Source organism: Mesorhizobium sp. RCAM 06353 (genome assembly GCF_059683585.1).
Map to the genome: position 1 here is coordinate 2400525 of NZ_CM185031.1, position 18246 is coordinate 2418770.

The 18246-nt window shown below is 64.2% G+C and carries 19 protein-coding genes; 10 read left to right on the top strand and 9 right to left on the bottom strand.

Annotated elements, in window-relative coordinates; all coding sequences use genetic code 11:
- From kdpC to AC56QX_RS11435, 3 genes are read left to right on the top strand one after another with little or no spacing between them, the layout of a single operon-like run.
- Positions 1 to 567: a potassium-transporting ATPase subunit KdpC gene (gene kdpC, locus AC56QX_RS11425; protein ID WP_497115978.1), complete on the top strand. Its 567-nt coding sequence runs from the start codon at positions 1 to 3 to the stop codon at positions 565 to 567.
- 57 nt (positions 568 to 624) lie between these two features.
- Entirely contained in the window at positions 625 to 3357 is a 2733-nt protein-coding gene (locus tag AC56QX_RS11430; protein ID WP_497115980.1) for a DUF4118 domain-containing protein, read from the top strand.
- Complete coding sequence (locus AC56QX_RS11435; RefSeq protein ID WP_497115982.1) at positions 3354 to 4046, top strand: response regulator transcription factor; 693 nt, start codon at positions 3354 to 3356, stop codon at positions 4044 to 4046. Before AC56QX_RS11430 ends, AC56QX_RS11435 begins: the two co-directional genes overlap by 4 nt.
- A gap of 24 nt (positions 4047 to 4070) precedes the next feature.
- Here the strand turns inward: AC56QX_RS11435 and AC56QX_RS11440 are convergent, their stop codons facing one another.
- The 8 genes from AC56QX_RS11440 to AC56QX_RS11475 all read right to left on the bottom strand — a co-directional run bounded on the left by AC56QX_RS11440 (position 4071) and on the right by AC56QX_RS11475 (position 10212).
- Complete coding sequence (locus tag AC56QX_RS11440) at positions 4071 to 5507, bottom strand: MFS transporter (protein ID WP_497115984.1); 1437 nt, start codon at positions 5505 to 5507, stop codon at positions 4071 to 4073.
- Between the two features lie 178 nt (positions 5508 to 5685).
- Positions 5686 to 6168, bottom strand: a complete 483-nt coding sequence (locus AC56QX_RS11445) for a DUF992 domain-containing protein (protein WP_497115986.1) — start codon at positions 6166 to 6168, stop codon at positions 5686 to 5688.
- Positions 6169 to 6341: 173 nt separating this feature from the next.
- Entirely contained in the window at positions 6342 to 6818 is a 477-nt protein-coding gene (locus tag AC56QX_RS11450) for a DUF992 domain-containing protein (RefSeq protein WP_183463020.1), read from the bottom strand.
- Between the two features lie 224 nt (positions 6819 to 7042).
- Positions 7043 to 7885 carry a tetratricopeptide repeat protein gene (locus tag AC56QX_RS11455; protein ID WP_172224318.1) on the bottom strand — a complete coding sequence of 281 codons (843 nt, stop codon included), beginning with the start codon at positions 7883 to 7885 and terminating at the stop codon, positions 7043 to 7045.
- A 140-nt stretch (positions 7886 to 8025) separates the two neighbouring features.
- Positions 8026 to 8304: a 30S ribosomal protein S21 gene (gene rpsU / locus AC56QX_RS11460; protein WP_023810129.1), complete on the bottom strand. Its 279-nt coding sequence runs from the start codon at positions 8302 to 8304 to the stop codon at positions 8026 to 8028.
- A 176-nt stretch (positions 8305 to 8480) separates the two neighbouring features.
- Entirely contained in the window at positions 8481 to 8867 is a 387-nt protein-coding gene (locus tag AC56QX_RS11465) for an SET domain-containing protein (protein ID WP_497115988.1), read from the bottom strand.
- Positions 8868 to 8978: 111 nt separating this feature from the next.
- On the bottom strand, positions 8979 to 9737 hold the full coding sequence (locus AC56QX_RS11470; RefSeq protein ID WP_497115990.1) for an SDR family oxidoreductase: 759 nt from the start codon (positions 9735 to 9737) through the stop codon (positions 8979 to 8981).
- Between the two features lie 106 nt (positions 9738 to 9843).
- Positions 9844 to 10212, bottom strand: coding sequence for a YrdB family protein (locus tag AC56QX_RS11475; protein WP_497115991.1), 369 nt, complete (start codon positions 10210 to 10212; stop codon positions 9844 to 9846).
- Positions 10213 to 10413: 201 nt separating this feature from the next.
- On the opposite strand from AC56QX_RS11475, the gene AC56QX_RS11480 reads away from it, so the two are divergent.
- The 7 genes from AC56QX_RS11480 to AC56QX_RS11510 all read left to right on the top strand — a co-directional run bounded on the left by AC56QX_RS11480 (position 10414) and on the right by AC56QX_RS11510 (position 17845).
- Positions 10414 to 11667 (top strand): sarcosine oxidase subunit beta, encoded by a 1254-nt coding sequence (locus tag AC56QX_RS11480; RefSeq protein ID WP_202352739.1) that lies wholly within the window; start codon positions 10414 to 10416, stop codon positions 11665 to 11667.
- A 64-nt stretch (positions 11668 to 11731) separates the two neighbouring features.
- Complete coding sequence (locus AC56QX_RS11485) at positions 11732 to 12028, top strand: sarcosine oxidase subunit delta (RefSeq protein ID WP_497115992.1); 297 nt, start codon at positions 11732 to 11734, stop codon at positions 12026 to 12028.
- Positions 12025 to 15033, top strand: coding sequence for a sarcosine oxidase subunit alpha (locus AC56QX_RS11490; protein WP_497115993.1), 3009 nt, complete (start codon positions 12025 to 12027; stop codon positions 15031 to 15033). The genes AC56QX_RS11485 and AC56QX_RS11490 overlap by 4 nt, the downstream gene beginning before the upstream one ends.
- Positions 15026 to 15610 carry a sarcosine oxidase subunit gamma gene (locus tag AC56QX_RS11495; protein ID WP_497115994.1) on the top strand — a complete coding sequence of 195 codons (585 nt, stop codon included), beginning with the start codon at positions 15026 to 15028 and terminating at the stop codon, positions 15608 to 15610. The genes AC56QX_RS11490 and AC56QX_RS11495 overlap by 8 nt, the downstream gene beginning before the upstream one ends.
- A 59-nt stretch (positions 15611 to 15669) precedes the next feature.
- Positions 15670 to 15900 (top strand): hypothetical protein, encoded by a 231-nt coding sequence (locus AC56QX_RS11500; RefSeq protein WP_497115996.1) that lies wholly within the window; start codon positions 15670 to 15672, stop codon positions 15898 to 15900.
- 78 nt (positions 15901 to 15978) lie between these two features.
- Positions 15979 to 16764, top strand: a complete 786-nt coding sequence (locus AC56QX_RS11505; protein WP_497115997.1) for a ThuA domain-containing protein — start codon at positions 15979 to 15981, stop codon at positions 16762 to 16764.
- A gap of 31 nt (positions 16765 to 16795) precedes the next feature.
- Positions 16796 to 17845 carry a Gfo/Idh/MocA family protein gene (locus AC56QX_RS11510; RefSeq protein ID WP_497115999.1) on the top strand — a complete coding sequence of 350 codons (1050 nt, stop codon included), beginning with the start codon at positions 16796 to 16798 and terminating at the stop codon, positions 17843 to 17845.
- 97 nt (positions 17846 to 17942) lie between these two features.
- Here AC56QX_RS11510 and AC56QX_RS11515 read toward each other — a convergent pair whose 3' ends face one another.
- Complete coding sequence (locus AC56QX_RS11515) at positions 17943 to 18191, bottom strand: DUF680 domain-containing protein (protein WP_497116001.1); 249 nt, start codon at positions 18189 to 18191, stop codon at positions 17943 to 17945.
- Positions 18192 to 18246 lie beyond the last annotated feature (55 nt).

Here is an 18246-nt window from a genome sequence, read left to right on the forward strand (position 1 = left end):
ATGCTCACCCAGATAAGACCCGCGATCATCATGATCGTCTTCTTCACGGTCCTGACCGGCCTGATCTATCCGATCGGCATGACCGGCATTGCCCAGGCGCTGTTTCCGCGCCAGGCCAATGGCAGCCTGATCGAGAAGGACGGCAAGGTCATCGGCTCCGAGCTGATCGGCCAGGGCTTTGCCAGCGACAAGTATTTCCATGGCCGGATTTCGGCGGCCGGCAGCAACGGCTACGACGCCACCGCCTCCGGCGGCACCAATCTCGGCCCGACCAATCCCAAGCTGATCGAGCGCATCAAGGGCGACGCCGACAAGCTGAAGGCGGAGAATCCGAGCCAGCCAATTCCGATGGATATGGTGACGTCATCGGGCAGCGGCCTCGATCCTCACATCAGCCCGGAAGCCGCTTATTTCCAGGTCCCCCGCGTGGCCAAGGCCAGGGGCATCGACGAAGCCAAGGTCAAGGCGCTTGTCGACGGTCAGGTCGAGAGCAGGGAACTCGGCTTCATGGGAGAGCCGGTGGTCAATGTTCTGGCGCTCAACCTGGCGCTGGACGCCGCTAAGTAGTTGATGGCGAGGGCCGGGGATCGACAGCATCCCCGGACCTCTCCATGATCGATCCTGATGCCGGACGACCGAAGCAACGAAAACAGACCTTCCCCCGACGCGCTGCTCGAGCACGCCGAGCGGGAGGGACGCGGCCGTCTGCGGATATTCCTTGGCGCGGCACCAGGTGTCGGCAAGACCTACGAAATGCTGATGTCGGGCCGTGCCAGGCTGGCCGACGGCATCGATGTGGTGATCGGCGTCGTCGAGACGCATGGCCGCAAGGAAACCCAGGCCCTGGTCGAGGGTTATGAAATCATTCCCCGCCGCAAGGTGGACTACAAGGGGCGCATGCTCGACGAGATGGATATCGACGCCATCCTTGCCCGGCGCCCGGCGCTGGTTCTCGTCGATGAACTCGCCCACACCAACGCGCCCGGCAGCCGCCACCCCAAGCGCTATCTCGATGTCCAGGAAATCCTGACGCAAGGCATCGATGTCTACACGACGCTCAATGTCCAGCATGTCGAAAGCCTGAACGATGTCGTCGCCCAGATCACCAAGGTCAGGGTCCGCGAGACGGTTCCCGACTCAATCATCGACCAGGCCGACGATGTCGAGATCATCGATCTTACCCCCGACGACCTGATCAAGCGGCTCGAGGAAGGCAAGGTCTACTTCCCCAACACCGCCCAGCGCGCCATCGAGAACTATTTCTCGCCCGGCAATCTGACGGCGCTCAGGGAACTGGCGCTGCGCCGCACCGCGCAGCGCGTCGACGATCAGTTGCTGATCCATATGCAGGCCCATGCCATTCCCGGACCGTGGGCCGCAGGCGAAAGGGTCCTCGTCTGCCTCGACGCGCGCCCGGGCGGAGCGGCCCGCATCCGCTATGCGCGCCGGCTGGCCGACCGGCTGCGTGCCCCATGGACGGCACTGCATGTCGACAGCGCTCGCTCGGCCAGCATGGCCGAGGAGGACAAGGACCGGCTCGCAAACAATTTGCGCCTCGCTCAACAGCTTGGTGCCGAGGTGACGACCATTCCGGGTCAGAATGTGGCGCAAGACATCGTGCGCTATGCGACGGCGAACAATTTTACCCATATCGTGGTCGGCCGGCCGACCCGGTCGCGCTGGCGCGAATTGATCGAAGGCTCGCTGACCTATGATCTCATCCGCAATGCCGGCGACATCAGCGTCCATGTCATTTCGGGAACCGAGCGCAACGAGGCGGCGCCGAGAAGCGTCAAGCCGGCGGACGAGCAGTGGCAGTTCGAGATCTGGCCCTATCTCAAGGCCACGGCCTTTGTCGCCGGCTCGCTCGCCTTTGCCGTCCTGCTCGATCAGTTTCTCGATGTTCGCAACCTCGCGATCATCTTCCTCATCGGGGTGCTGGCGTCGGCGGTGACCGGCGGTCTGTGGCCGGCTCTGTACGCCTGTCTCGCCAGCGCCCTAGCCTTCAACTATTTCTTCCTCGAGCCGCGCTACACGCTGACGATCCGGGATCCGGAGAGCATTGTCGCGCTCGGCGTGTTCCTGGTCGTCGCCGTCATTGCCAGCAATCTGACGGTGCGCGTGCAGCGCCAGGCGATCGCCGCCCGCTCGCGGGCGCGGGCCACGGAGGACATCTATCTCTTTTCCAAGAAGCTCGCCGGTGCCGGCACGCTCGACGACGTGCTGTGGGCCACCGCCTTCCAGATCGCCTCGATGCTGAAGCTGCGGGTGGTGCTGCTCCTGCCCGAAGACGGCACCATCACCGTCAAGGCCGGCTATCCGCCCGACGACACGCTGGCCGAGGCCGACATCGCCGCCGCCCGCTGGGCCTGGGAGCACAATCGCGCCGCCGGGCGCGGCGCCGACACGCTGCCTGGCGCCAAGCGCCTCTATCTTCCGTTGCGGACAGGACGCACGGCAATCGGTGTCGTCGGCCTCGACAATGACAAACAGGGCCCGCTGCTGACGCCCGAACAGCAGCGCCTGCTCGACGCGCTCGCCGACCAGGCAGCGGTCGCCATCGAGCGCATCCAGCTGGTCGCCGATGTCGACCGGGCCAAGCTCCTGGCCGAGGCCGATCGGCTGCGCTCGGCGCTGCTGACCTCCATTTCGCATGATCTGAAGACGCCACTCGCAGCCATCATGGGCGCGGCCGGCACGCTGCGGGAATTCTCAGCCGCACTTCCCGAAGAGGATCGGGCGGAGCTGCTGACGACCGTGCTCGACGAATCCGAGCGGCTGAACCGCTTCATCGCCAATTTGCTCGATATGACCAAGATCGAGTCCGGCGCAATGGAGCCGAACTTCGCTTTCCATTATGTCGGCGACATTGTCGGCTCCGCCTTGCAGAGGGCGAGGAAAATCATAGGCGAGCACAAGACCGAGGTGGATATCCCGGCGGATTTGCCGATGTTGAAAGTCGATCCCGTCCTGTTCGAGCAGGCGCTGTTCAATCTCCTCGACAATGCGGCGAAATACGCGCCGGCAGGCTCGACGATCCGCGTGCAGGGTTGGACCGACAATGGCTCCGTCATCCTGCAGATCATGGATGAGGGGCCGGGCATTCCCCCCGGTGACCTGGAACGGATTTTCGACACGTTCTACCGGGTGCGCAAGCGCGACCAGGTTCGCGCCGGCACCGGGCTCGGCCTGTCTATCTGCCGCGGCTTCATCGAGGCGATGGGGGGCACGATCACGGCGGCAAACCGAACCGACCGTTCGGGCGCGGTTTTCACCATCAACATGCCGAAGCCGACGAACCCGCCCGATCTCAGCGCCGTCACTACGGACGACAATGATGTGGATGATTTGGCATGACCAACGCGAATGTCAGGATATTGGTTGTCGATGACGAGCCGCCGATCCGCAAACTGCTTCGGGTCGGCCTCGGCAGCCAGGGCTATGCGGTCAGCGAGGCGCCGAACGCCAAGGCGGCGATCGAATTGATGGACCAGGAAAAGCCGGACCTGGTGCTGCTCGATCTCGGCCTGCCCGGCATGAGCGGCCACGAGCTGTTGCGCAAATGGCGCGACGATGGCCTCGACATTCCCGTCGTCATTCTCTCCAGCCGCACCGACGAGGCCGGCATCGTCCAGGCTCTCGAACTCGGCGCCGACGACTATGTCACCAAGCCGTTTGGCATGAACGAACTGGTGGCGCGCATCCGCGTGGCGCTGCGGCACAAGTTCCAGCAACAGGGCGAGAAGCCTGTATTCCAGAGCGGCGACCTCAGCGTCGATCTGGTCAAGCGCATCGTCAAGGTCGACGGCAAGGAGATAAAACTCTCGCCGAAGGAATACGACATATTGCGCATCCTGGTGCAGCATGCCGGCAAGGTGCTGACCCACCATTTCATCCTGAAACAGATCTGGGGCGACACGACCGACGTGCAATATCTCAGGGTCTATGTCAGGCAGCTCAGGCAGAAGATCGAGAAGACCCCCGATCAGCCGCACCACATCACCACCGAGACCGGTGTCGGCTATCGGCTGCGTGTGGTCGAGTGAGACAGTCCCATAATTGAATCTGCGTCAGCCGATGGCTTCCAGTGGCCGGTTTGGCGTCGCTGACGCCCGCAAGGCCGCCAGGCAGCCGAGAAGGCCGAGCGGCACGAAGGCGAGGAACAGCCAGCTCGCGACGTTGGCTGCGGCGTCGTGGTTCAGGCCTTGTGAAAAGCCGCTGGCATTGGCGACGATGCCGGCAAGGGCGGCACCCACGGCATAGCCGATGCGCTGCATGGTCGGCACCGCGGCCGAGGCGATGGTTTGTTCGTCGTCCGGAGCGGAGGCGACGATGACGCGGGTCAGGAACGGCCAGGCAATGCCGAAGCCACCGCCCTGCAACAGGGCGCAGACCAGGATAAGCGGGATCGAGCCCAGCGGTATCGTGTAGGCAAAGCCGGCTATGCCCGCCGCGATCATCAGAGCGCCGGCGACAATGATCAGCCGCTCACGCTGCGGCGGGGCGTTGGCGACGAGGATCGAGAGGATCGACCAGGCGATCGATTCGGCGGCGATGATGTAGCCGGTGGTCAAGAGCGGAATGTCGTGCAGGCTGGTCAAAAGCAGCGGTCCATAGACGCCGAAGGAGCAGGTCGCGACCGAAAAGGCGGCGACCATGGTCATGCCGGCGCCGACCGGTGTGCGCCACGAGAACAGCCGCGACGGGAAAAGCCGCGAGCGCGGCTTCAGCGCGTCGATGGTGAAGAACAGCGCCAGGCCGGCGAGGCCAAGCACGATCAGCAGCGAAGAGCGCAGCACGGCGATGTCGACGCCGGCCGAGGCGATCAGCACCACGGCGACGGCAAGGCAGGCAAGGGCGGCGAACGGGAAGGGCGGCACCTTGCCCGCGCTTGCGCTCGGTCGCGTCGCCTCCGGCGTGTTCAGCACCAGGAAGCTGGCCAGTGCCATGGCCGTGCCGCCGAGGGTGAAGACGCCGAAGGCCCAACGCCATGACAGCAATTCCGTCATGATCGCGCCCAGCAACGGGCCGCTGAACGCCGCGACGCCCCAGATCGCCGACATGATGCCGAAAAGCTGCGGCCAGATGGCGCGCGAGAACAGCCGCTCGACCGAGACGAAAGCCAGCGACACCAGTGCGCCGCCACCCAGCCCCTCGATCAGGCGGCCGGCCAGGAACAATTGCATGGAAGGCGAGGTGGCGCAGATCAGCGCCCCGGCCGCATAGAGCAGGGCCGCGACCACCATGTTGGTGCGCAAGGCCACATAGCTCACCAGCCGTCCGGCCGCGGCACCGGCGACGATGGCGCCGAGCTCGTAGATCGCCAGCGACCAGCCGACGAGCTGCACACCGGCCAGTTCACCGACCATGGCCGGCATGACGGTCGCCACCATGGTCTCGTTGGTGGCGTGCAGCAGGATGCCGAGGCTGATGAAGCAGAAGCGCGCCAGATCGCCGCTCGCCCACAATGCGCGCCAGTCGACCCTGTTTGTGCTGATTTCAGTCATGTCCACCCCAGTCCTGCATATCTCGATGCCGGCGCATGGCACCAGAAGCCAGCAAGGGTTTCCGGCAGGACCATGCGCAGCAACAACGCCGGATAGCGTGCCATCGAGGTGCTGGTCCGGTCGGGGTGGGCTTGTAGAACCTCAACCGCAGTTGAGTTCAAGCGGTTTTTTCAAGAGATCAGTTCTCGGTGCTGCGCAGTTGGAACTGGCTGACACCGACGGCGAGATTGATGCCGGTCTGCGTCTGCAGGCTGAGCGGCTGGAGGGTGAAGGACTGCGACGGGCCGCCGACCAGCAGATTGGCGCCGGCGCCGACGGCGGCCGTCACCTCGGCGCTGGCACCGATATAGTCGCCGGCCAGCGCACCGGGCGCGTAGATGTTTTTCAGCGGCGTCAGCACCAGCCATCGCATCACCGCCTGCTTTGTCGTGCCGATGTCGAGGCCGTATTTGTTGACGGCGCCGAAATAGGCTTCCGGTGCGAAGCTCTTGTCGGTCGGCGTGAAGGTGCAGCTCAGATCCTTGCTCGAGCCGAAGATGAAGCCGGTGCCGCCCGATATGGCGCATTCAAGCGTGCCGAGCTCGATGCCGCGGTCCTGCGCCTGCGCCACGCCGGCAAGCACGGTTGCGATCACGGCAGCGGCGATGGCTGTCTTCTGCATACTGTTCCCCTAGAGCGGTTCGTAACCGCTCTATCCCTTGTTTAGAGCAATTCCGGACGGAAAACCGCCTCACACTTTTCTTGGAATTGCTCAGAAAATAAAACGGCGCGGAACCATCTTATCCGGTTCCGCGCCGCAGGGTAGAGAGGAGCGCATGGCTCCGTGAAATCAAATCACTTGAGCGAGTGGATCAGCTCAAGCGAGGTCACAGCGACAGCGAGATTGACGCCGGTCTGTGCCTGGACGCTGAGCGGCTCCAGCATGAAGGCGCTGTCGAAGCCGCCGACCAGCAGATTGGCGCCGCCGCCGGTGACCACGCTCGCCTCGGCGTTGACGCCGTAATAGCTGCCGGCAAGGTCACCCGCGTCGCGGTCGCGGGTTGCGGCAAAAACCGCCCAGACGAGCTGGCCCTGATGTGTCTGCCCGAGATCGACGCCGATCTTGGAGATGACGCCGGTGTAAATCTCCGACGGGCCATGGTGATAGGGACGGAAGACGCAGGACACGCCCTTGTTGGAAGCGACGATGTAGGCGGTGCCGCCATCGATGGTGCAGTCGAGCGTGCCGAGCTGCAGCTTGCCGGCGCTGGCCGGGGCGGCAGCGAATACGGTCGTTGCAAGGGCAGCGGCGCAGACGAGTTTCTTGATCATGGGGAGGGTCCTTTCGCAAATCGCTTGGAAATAACGGCTAGAGTGGCCAGACCGTTCCGTCGAAAACTTGGCATGAACAAGGCAAGGGTTAACAGCTTGCTGCGGGGGTTAACGCGCGGTTGCCGGATTGGCGGCGATATCCAGCGCGGCGTGTCCTTTCGGACACGCAAACGACCGGTAATGCTTAGCCGGATCTGCCGAACCCCGGATCTGCCAAAGCCATGTCAGCTGACGCGGGCGAGACCGTCCTTGGCCGGCTGGTAGCTGGGGTTGAGGCGCACGGCTTCGCGATAGGATTTCGCCGCCTTCGCCTTGTCGCCGCGCCGCTCGTAGATCAGCGCCTGGTTGGCCCAGGCCTCGGCGTTCTGGCCGTCGAGCTTGATGGCCATGTTGAAGTCGGAGAAGGCATTGTCCTCGTCGCCGGTCGCCAGATAGGAGAGGCCACGGCCGTTGTAGGGTTCGGCGGCATCCGGCGCCAGCGAGATGGCGGTCGAGAAATCCTCGATGGCGAATTTGTGCTGGCCCTGGCTCTGATAGATCAGGCCGCGATTGTGGTAGGCGCGGGCGTCCGTCGTGTCGAGCTGGATCGCCTTCTGGAAGTCGCTGAAGGCGTCCTGGGTGCGGCCGGCCTTGCGGTAGAGATTGCCGCGGCCGATATAGGCGGCGTCATAGTTGCCGTTGATCTGGATCGAGCGGTTGTAGTCCGCGAGAGCGGCTTCCTGGTTGCCGAGGAAGCGCTGGATGAGCGCGCGGTTCGAATAGGCCTGGTAGAAATTCGGATTGAGCTGGATCGCCTGGTTGAAGTCCTTGAGCGCCGCCTGGTACTGGCCGCCGCGGCCATAGGCCGAGCCGCGCACATTGTAGCCTTCGGGATCCTGGGGATTGCGCTGGATCACCGCCGACAGCGAGGAGATGTTCTCGCTCGACCCTTGCGCCTTGTCGATGTTGTTGAACTCGCCAGTCGGGCCTGATGTCTGGCAGCCCGCCAGCACCAGTCCGGAAAGCAGGGCCGCTGTCAGGGCGAAACCACGCAATGCGGTCCCGCGCTCCACGCTCGTTGCGTTCATGTCTGCCCTGTCCTCACTTGCGCCGCGTCGTTCAGGTCCGGATCCCCCCTCCGGGCCGGGTCACAATCAAAACAAAAAGGTGGCGGCGATTCCGCATCGCGCCACCTCTAGTATCCTTCGAAAAGGACGAAAAATAGGCGTTAGAACCGCGGCGGACGCGGCGCACCACCTGCACCGCCGGCGGCGCCAGCAGCAACCGGGCGCGGCGTCATCGGCAGCAGGCCTTCGCGCTGTGCGCGCTTGCGGGCCAGCTTGCGGGCGCGGCGAACGGCTTCAGCCTTTTCACGGGCGCGCTTTTCGGAAGGCTTCTCGTAGTGGCCGCGCATCTTCATTTCGCGGAAAATGCCTTCGCGCTGCATCTTCTTCTTGAGCGCGCGAAGCGCCTGATCAACGTTATTGTCGCGGACGAGTACCTGCACGGGCAATCCTGTCTTTCGGGTTTGATATCATCAGGCAAGCGGCCATAGCCACTAGCCTCCGCGGCGGTCGACACCACGAATTGTGGCGGCTGATAGCAGAATCAGGCTGCGCTGTCCACAGTCGAAATGCAGGACAACAGCCAAATTGCCACGGTAGGCCCAAGATAGGGCGCCAGCTACGCCGTGGCCAGATGCAGCCGTTCGAAATCCTCGAAGAATTCGCCGTAGTCGCAGGTGATCTCCTCGCCCGCGGCAATGTCGCGCGTCGCGGTGGCGCCGCCATATTGCGAAAAATCGGTGTTCGGCGTCGCCGAATGGTTCATGAAGCGGCCATTGTCGACCTCATAGACCATGAAACCCGGCCGATCCGGGCTCGGATAGGCATAGCGGTCGAGCAATTCCTTCAGAGGCTGCGGCGCGGCCTTGTATTTGTCCATCGGAATCAGCCGGTCGAAATCCGGGTCGAGGCGCCAGATCGAGGCGCCTTTCCGGATCGGCTCGGCGGCGAACATGCCGACGCCCTCGATTACGCTCGCGGCCACATAGGTTCGGATCAGCATCATGGTTTCGGGACCCGTTTCGACGACAAAACGGAATCGCCAAATCGGGCGGAAAAAGCAAGACCGGCTGCCTGCGTCAAAGCGGTGAACCGGCCTGTTCGTTGCAAAAAACCTTCACGTCCGGTTGATCGAGACGCCGCCATCGGCAAACAGCGCGGTTCCCGTGGTGAAGCTCGAGGCGTCGGAGGCGAGATAAAGCGCCGAACGGGCAATCTCCTCCGGCTGTGCCATACGCTTCAAGGCATGGATGCCTTCGACGAAAGCGCGGGCTTCGGGCGTGGTCGTCGTCGCGCCCGGCGTGTCCGTGCCGCCCGGCAGCAATGCGTTGACGCGTAGGCCTTTCGGCCCGTACTCGGCGGCCAGAACTTGTGTCAGGCCGATCAGGCCGGCCTTGGCTGCGGCGTAGGCGGCCATGCCCGGCATGCCGGCAGTGTAGCCGACAAAGCTCGACGTGAAGATCAATGAGCCGCCGCCGCGTTCCAGTATCGCCGGTATCTGGTACTTCGCACCGAGAAAGGCGCTGGTCAGGTTGATGTCCATGGTCTCGTGCCATGTCTTCGGCAACATCTCCGGTATCGGACCCATAAGGCCGACGGCACCGGCATTGTTGAAGGCGATGTCGAGGCCGCCGAAGCTTTCGACCGCCAGATCGACAAGCGCCTTCGCATAGGCTTCGTCCCTGACGTCGCCGGCAAGGGCGACGGCCGTGCCTTCTGCGTCTGATATCTCGGCGACCAGCGTGTCGAGTTCGGCCTGGCGGCGGGCGGAGACGACAATCCTTGCCCCTTCCTCGGCGAAGAGTTTTGCGGTGGCGCGGCCAATGCCGGAACTGGCGCCGGTGACGATGGCGATCTTGTTGGCGAGTGCGAGCATGTTTTGCATCCTTTTTCGCGCCGGTCTCGCCGGCAACTGGGATGCTTGGTCGCAGATGGAGCAGGTCGGAGCCACCCGATACCTGCACAGGTCGCGTCGTTCCGAACTATTGCTTCAGCAGCCAACCGAGCCGGTCGAGTGAAAATGCGTAGCTGATGGTGATGAGCAGGGCGACAACGATGCCCGTGGTGGTGTAGCCGGCGGCGTAGAATCCGGCAGTACCGCCGAACAGGATGACCAATTCGAGCATCAGCCGCACCGCGCCCGGCACAGGCACCGGTGCGCGACCCGATCGGCTTGGGTCGTCGAGCACCGCGAAAGTGCCCCACAGCACGGCCGCAATGAGCGGCAGGGCCAATGCGAGGATCCAGCGCCACCATCCTTCGGAGAGGTTCCAGCCCGCTATGCCGAGGCCGAGCAAGGCGGCAAGCTCCAACAGGAAGCGCAACGTCAAATTCCACCAGGCGTTGCCCATATTCGTCCTCCGCAGTTTTGCGGCAGGCAATGTGGCTGAAGGCGGCTATGAGAGCCAGCCCACGTGCGTCTTTTTCGTTGCGGCGCAAAACGGCAAGCGCCGTCGCAAACAGCGCAAGGGTGGAAGCGCGGTTTCGCTAGTGATACACCTCGCGCGCCGGGGCCGACTGAACGCCCTGCCGCCATTTGCGAGGCCAGGACGTTGAAAAAATATTCGGTATTCGCCATCGCCCGCGAGGCCATGCGCGGCCACAAGGGCTGGGAGGAGCAGTGGTCTTCGCCTGAGCCGAAGAAGGAATACGACGTCATCATCGTCGGCGCCGGCGGCCATGGCCTGGCCACCGCCTATTATCTCGCCACGGTGCACGGCATCACCAATGTCGCGGTGCTGGAAAAGGGCTGGCTCGGCGGCGGCAACACCGGCCGCAACACCACCATCATCCGCTCCAACTATCTCTATGACGAGAGCGCAGGGATCTACGACCATGCGCTGAAGCTGTGGGATGGGCTCTCCCAGGAGCTCAACTACAACGTCATGTACTCGGCGCGCGGCGTCATGATGCTGGCGCACAATGTGCACGACATCCAGGTGTTGAAGCGCCATGTCCACGCCAACCGGTTGAACGGCATCGACAATGAATGGCTGTCGCCGGAGCAGGCGAAGGAATTCTGCCCACCGCTGAATATCTCCAAAGATGCGCGCTATCCGGTCGTCGGTGCGGCCCTGCAGCGCCGCGGCGGCACGGCGCGCCACGATGCCGTCGCCTGGGGCTATGCACGCGGCGCCTCGGCGCGCGGCGTCCACATTATCCAGAATTGCGAAGTCACCGGCGTCAAGCGCGCCCCGAACGGCGCGGTCATGGGTGTCGACACGACGCGTGGCTTCATCGGCGCCAAGAAGGTTGGTGTTGTCGCCGCCGGTCACTCCTCGGTGATCATGAACATGGCCGGCGTGCGCATGCCGCTGGAAAGCTATCCGCTGCAGGCGCTGGTGTCGGAGCCGATCAAGCCCGTCGTGCCTTGCGTGGTGATGTCGAACACCGTGCACGCCTATATCTCGCAGTCCGACAAGGGCGAACTGGTGATCGGCGCCGGCACCGACCAGTACGTCTCCTATTCGCAGACCGGCGGCCTGCACATTCTTCAGCACACGCTGGACGCCATCTGCGAGATGTTCCCGATCTTCACGCGCATGAAAATGCTGCGTTCGTGGGGCGGCATCGTCGACGTCACGCCGGACCGTTCGCCGATCCTGGCCAAGACGCCGGTGCCCGGCCTCTATGTCAATTGCGGCTGGGGCACGGGCGGCTTCAAGGCGACGCCGGGTTCTGGCCATGTCTTTGCCCACACCATCGCCAAGGACGATCCGCATCCGATCAACGCGCCCTTCACCATCGAGCGCTTCCGCACCGGCCGCCTCATCGACGAGGCGGCAGCGGCGGCGGTGGCGCACTGATGGCCGTCGAGAGGCTTTGCAACCAACCGGCCATCGGCCACGGCGAATTGTAGGAACGAACAGAATGCTTCTCATCCGCTGCCCCTATTGCGAGGAAGAGCGCCCGGAGCTCGAATTCCGCAATGCCGGCGAGGCACATATCGCGCGCTCGGCCAACATTGCGGGCGAGAGCGACGACGATTTTGAAAAGTTCTTCTTCATCCGCTCCAATCCCAAGGGCATCATCTATGAGCGCTGGCGGCACATGCATGGCTGCGCGCGCTTCTTCAACGCGGTGCGCGATACCGTCACGGACAAGTTCGTCATGACCTACAAGGCCGGCGAACCCAAACCCGCCAAGCTGCCGGGAGCTTCAAAATGAGCGGCGCGTTCCGCATCCCGAGAGCCGGTCGCCTCAGCCAGGCCAAGACCGCGCGCTTCAGCTTCGACGGCCAGTCCTATACCGGCATCGAGGGCGACACGCTGGCCTCCGCACTGCTTGCCAATGGCGTGCATCTGGTCGGCCGCTCGTTCAAGTACCACCGGCCGCGCGGCTTCCTGTCCGCCGGCGCGGAAGAGCCCAATGCGCTGGTGCAGATCGTGCGTGATGATGCGCGCAAGACGCCCAATGTCCGCGCCACCGTGCAGGAACTCTATGACGGGCTCGCCGCCAATTCGCAGAACCGCTGGCCGTCGCTGTCCTTCGACGTCGGCGCGGTCAACGACCTGGCATCGCCGATGTTTTCGGCCGGCTTCTACTACAAGACCTTCATGTGGCCGAAGGCGGCCTGGAAGAGCCTTTACGAACCCAAGATCCGTGAAGCCGCCGGCCTTGGCGTTTCGCCTGACAAGCCCGATCCCGACCACTATTCCTCGCGCTATGCGCATTGCGATGTGCTGGTGCTGGGCGGCGGTGCCGCCGGGCTCGCGGCGGCATTGGCGGCGGCCGAGACCGGCGTGCGCGTCATCCTCGCCGACGAGCAGGCCGAGTTCGGCGGCAGTCTGCGTTTCGAGACCGGGGCGAAGATCGACGGCCAGGACGGTTTTTCCTGGGCGCAAGCGGCGATCGCCAGGCTGAGGACGATGGACAATGTCCGCGTGCTCTCGCGCACGACGGCGTTCGGTTACTACGCGCAGAATTTCGTCGGCCTGGTCGAGCGCGTCAGCGATCATCTGAAGGCTCCCGGCCATGATTTGCCGCGCGAGCGGCTGTGGCAGGTGCGTGCCAAGCGCGTGGTGCTGGCCTCGGGCGCCATCGAGCGCCACATGGTGTTCGCCAACAATGACCGGCCCGGCATCATGCTGGCCGGCGCGGCGCGCACCTTCCTCAACCAGTATGGCGTGGCGGTCGGCAGGAATGTCGGCGTCTACACCGCCAATGATTCCGCCTACGCGGCGGCGATTGACCTGAAGAAGGCCGGCGTCAATGTCGCGGCGATGGTCGATCTGCGCGACAACCCGACAGGCCCGGTTATCGACGAGGCGCGGGCGCTGGGCATCGAGATCAATTTCGGCCGCGCGGTGATCCGCGCCGGCGGCAAGTTGCGGGTATCCTCGATGACCGTGCAGCCGAAGAATGGCGGCGGCGAGCGCACTATTGCCGTCGATGCGATCCTGATGTCGGCCGGCTGGACGCCGTCGGTGCATCTGTTCTCGCAGTCGCGCGGCAAGGTCGCCTTCAACGACGAGACCAAGCGCTTCGTGCCGGGTACCTATGCACAGGACTGCGTCTCGGTCGGCGCCTGCAACGGCACTGACGGGCTGTCGGCGACTGTCGACGAAGCCTATGCGGCTGGCGCTAAGGCGGCCAAGGATGCCGGCGCCAAGGATTCCAGCGTTAAGGCGGGCAAGGGCACCAAGCCGAAGGTCGACGCCTCGGAAAGCTGGTCGCGCGGCATGCTGGGTGCGGCACCCGGCGCCGGCCCGGACACGACGGTGAAGGCCTTTGTCGATTTCCAGAACGACGTCACCGCCAAGGATATCCGCCAGGCGGTGCATGAGGGCATGCGCTCGATCGAGCACGTCAAGCGCTTCACCACCAACGGCATGGCGACCGACCAGGGCAAGACCTCCAACATGCACGGCCTGGCGATTGCCGCCGAGACGCTGGGCAAGCCGATCCCCGAAGTCGGGCTCACCACTTTCCGCGCGCCCTACACGCCGGTGACCTTCGGCGCCATCGTCAGCCATGCGCGCGGGCCGCTGTTCGATCCGACTCGCAAGACGGCAATCCATCCCTGGGCCGAAGCGCAAGGCGCGGTGTTCGAGGATGTCGGTCAGTGGAAGCGCGCCTGGTATTTCCCGAAGGCCGGCGAGGACATGCATAAGGCTGTCGACCGCGAATGTGTCGCGGTGCGCACCAATGCCGGCCTGTTCGACGCCTCGACGCTCGGCAAGATCGAAGTCGTCGGGCCGGACGCCGCCAAGTTCATGGAACTGCTCTATACCAATCCGTGGGAGAAGCTGGAGCCCGGCCGCTGCCGCTATGGCATCATGCTGCGCGAGGACGGCTTCATCTATGATGACGGCGTCGTCGGCCGGCTGGCGCCGGACCGTTTCCATGTGACGACGACGACGGGCGGCGCGCCGCGCGTCATGAACCACATGGAGGATTATCTCCAGACCGAGTTCCCGCATCTCAATGTCTGGCTGACCTCGATCACCGAGCAGTGGGCGGTCATCGCCGTGCAAGGGCCGAAGTCGCGCGACATCATCGCTCCGCTGGTCGAAGGCATCGATATGTCCGACGAGGGGCTGCCGCATATGTCGGTGCGCGAAGGCAAGATCTGCGGCGTGCCGACCAGGCTGTTCCGCATGTCGTTCACCGGTGAGCGCGGCTTCGAGGTCAATGTGCCGGCGGATTACGGCCAGGCGGTGTGGGAAGCGCTGTGGGCCGAAGGCCAGAAGCATGGCGCTGCCGCTTACGGCACCGAGGCGATGCACGTGCTGCGGGCTGAGAAGGGCTACATCATCGTTGGCCAGGACACGGACGGCACGGTGACGCCGAACGACGCCGGTCTCGACTGGGCGGTCGGCAAGAAGAAGACTGACTTCGTCGGCATCCGCGGCCTGACGCGGCCGGACCTGGTCGCCAAGGGCCGCAAGCAGCTGGTTGGTCTCAAGACTAAGGACCCGAAGGTAGTGCTGGAAGAGGGCGCGCAGATCGTCGAGGATCCCAAGCAGCCGATCCCGATGAAGATGATCGGCCATGTCACCTCAAGCTACTGGTCACAGAATTGCGGCCGCTCCATCGCGCTGGCGCTGGTTGCCGGCGGCCGCGACCGCATGGGCGACACGCTCTATGTGCCGATGCCGAATGGGGTGATCGAGGTGGAGGTTACCGGCATGGTGTTCTTCGATGAGACGGGAGGGCGCCTCAATGGCTAAGGCTGCCGCGAAAAAAGCAACAACCACCGCAACGCCCTCCGTCGAGCGCCGCCCGGCACTGGCTGGACGCACCGTGTCCGCGACTGGTGTCAAGGTCGAGGTGCTGCCGCCGGCGGAGCGCATCTCGTTGCGCGCCCCGGAGGCTTCGCTCGCTGCCCTGTCGAAGGCGCTTGGCCTGGCCTTGCCGAAGAAGCCGAAGACTTCGACGTCGAAGGCGGGCCGCACCGCGCTGTGGCTCGGCCCTGACGAATGGCTGGTCATCGACGAGGCAGGCAACGACCCACTCGCCGATTGCGCAGGGGTTGCCGCGCTGCATTCGGCGGTCGGCATTTCACACCGCAACATCGCGATCTCTGTCACCGGTCCGGCGGCCGAAGCCGCGATCAATTCGGGCTGCCCGCAGGACCTGTCGCTCGACGCCTTCCCGGTGGGGGCGGCCTCGCGCACCATTCTCGGCAAGGCCGAGATCGTGCTGTTGCGCACCGCCGCCGACACCTTCCGGGTGGAGTGCTGGCGTTCCTTCTCGGACTATGTCTTTACTTTCCTGTCCGAGGGAGCCCGCGACGCTGCTGGCTGACCCCGGAACGTTTGCCGCCCGCATCCGTTGTGCGGCAACAGGTCGAGGGAGAAATGCCGATGCCATCAAAGTCCGCGCCGAAGTTGCCGGTGAAAAAGACATCGGCCGTCCGCTCGCTTGAGCATGAGCAACACGAAGCGCCAAGCGCCGAACAGGAACTCGAGGAAGGCCTCGAGGACACCTTTCCGGCCAGCGATCCGGTCTCCATCACCAGTTCGGCGATCCCCGGCGCGCCCGCCAAGCCGGGCAAGGCCAAGACCGTCCCCGGGCGCAAACCCCGCAAGCCCTGATTTTCCGCAATTTTAGCTGAAGGCATCTTCCCAAGGCATCGTCAGTTGAGATATTCAAAGCGCTTTGGAGAGGAAAAAATGCCTGTTAAAGCTGTCGTCTGGGGCGAGAACGTCCATGAGCAGACCAATGCCGCCGTGCGTGACCTCTATCCCCTAACCATGCATGGCACGATTGCCGCGGCGCTCAACCAGGACAAGGGCATCGAGGCGACCACTGCTACCTTGCAGGAACCCGAGCACGGCCTGAGCGAAAAGCGCCTTGCCGGCACCGATGTCCTGCTGTGGTGGGGCCATGCGGCCCATGGCGAGGTCAAGGACGAGATCGTCGACCGCGTGCAGAAGCGGGTCTGGGAAGGTATGGGGCTGATCGTGCTGCATTCCGGCCATTACTCGAAAATCTTCAAGCGGCTGATGGGCACGCCCTGTTCGCTGAAGTGGCGCGAGGCGGGCGAGCGCGAGCGGGTCTGGGCGATCAACCGCAGTCATCCGATCGCGCAAGGCATCGGCGAATGCCTGGAGATCGGCGAGACGGAAATGTATGGCGAGCCGTTCGCGGTGCCGGAGCCGCTGGAGACGGTGTTTGTCTCCTGGTACGAGGGCGGCGAGGTGTTCCGCTCGGGGCTGACCTACCAGCGCGGCGCGGGAAAGATCTTCTATTTCTCACCCGGCCACGAGACCTATCCGATCTATCACAATGAAGGCGTGCAGCAGGTGCTGCGCAACGCCGTGCACTGGGCGCACAACCCGGCGCCCGCATGGGCCGGCATCACCAATGCGCCGAACGTGCCGACGGACAAGGCCAAGGAGAAGATCGTCCAGAAGGGCCTGCGCCTGCATGCCGACGGCGACAAGGGCCTGAGTTGATGGGGGTTGAGTTAATGGGGGACCTGATCTGATGCATCGCCTGCTCTTGCTCGGCACCGGCTGGATCGCCGGACATCATATCGAAGAGTTCGCAAAGGTTCCTGGCTGCAGCATTGTCGCCTGTGTCGATCAGCTGCCTGGCCGCGCGGCGGCGTTTGCCGCCGCCAACGAGATCGGCGTTTCTTTCGAGAGCCTTGAAGCGGCGATCGCCTGGGGCGATTTCGACGCCGCCATCAACGCCACTCCGGACGGTGTGCACAAGGCGACGACGCTGGCGCTGCTTGCCGCGGGAAAACATGTCTTTTGCGAAAAGCCGCTGGCGCCGAACCATGCCGATGCGCTTGCCATGACCGAAGCGGCCGAGGCCGCCGGCCTCGTCAACATGGTCAATCTCACCTACCGCAACTCACCAGCGATCCAGGAAGCACGGCGTCTGGTGTTGGCGGGCGCGATCGGCGAATTGCGCCATGTCGAGGCGAGCTACAAGCAGAGCTGGCTGGTCAGCAAATCCTGGGGTGACTGGCGCGTCGAGGACAAATGGCTGTGGCGCCTGTCGAGCCGGCACGGTTCGACCGGGGTTCTGGGCGATGTCGGCATCCACATCCTGGACTTCGCCACCTATGGCGCGGCCCAGGACATCGTCAGCCTGCACGCCGATCTGGTGACGTTTCCGAAGGCCGAGGGCGATCGGATCGGCGACTATGTGCTGGACGCCAATGACAGTGTGGCGATGACGGCGCGGCTGACATCCGGCGCGCTGGCGACGATCATGGCGAGCCGCTACACAACCGGCCATGGCAATGATTTGTCGCTGGCGCTGCATGGCACCAAGGGAGCGCTCAAGGTCGAGACCGATGGCAAGGCGGCACGGCTGTCGGCGTGCCTGGGAGAGGATGTCGATGTTCAGCTCTGGCGAGAGCTCGCCCTGCCGGAAACCAAGCGCAACGCCCAGCGTTTTGTCGACGCGCTGGATGCCGGGCAGAATGGCGCCTCGTCCTTCCGGCGCGCCGCCGACATGCAGAGGCTGATCGACGCGGCCGTTGAAAGTTCAGCGGCCAGACTGCCGGTTACGCTCGGCTGACATCTGGCCACCGCAGCGATTGGCAGCCTTCGCTCAAAGCCGGGGCTAGACAGTCCGCCCATGCCCGGGGAAACCCCGGGCGGCATGCACTCGAAACTCAGAACGCGTTCGGCACGATCCACGGGTTGATGCTAATGCCGAGGCTCGGGCCTTTGCCTTCAGCGGTGTTTTCCGTGGCGCCCTTTTTCTCGACCGAGCCGGTCGAGGCGCAATCGAGCTTCACATTGGTCTTGGTGTCGACGCAGGTCGCGACCGGCACGTGCTTGACCGGCTGGGTGCTGCTGGCGGCGAAGGCCGAACCGGAAAGGGCCAACACGGCGGCGAGGGTGAGGAGGGTCTTTTTCATTGTCAGTCTCCGTTTTCGACGGTTGAATTTCTTCCGTACATGTACGGTATCACGT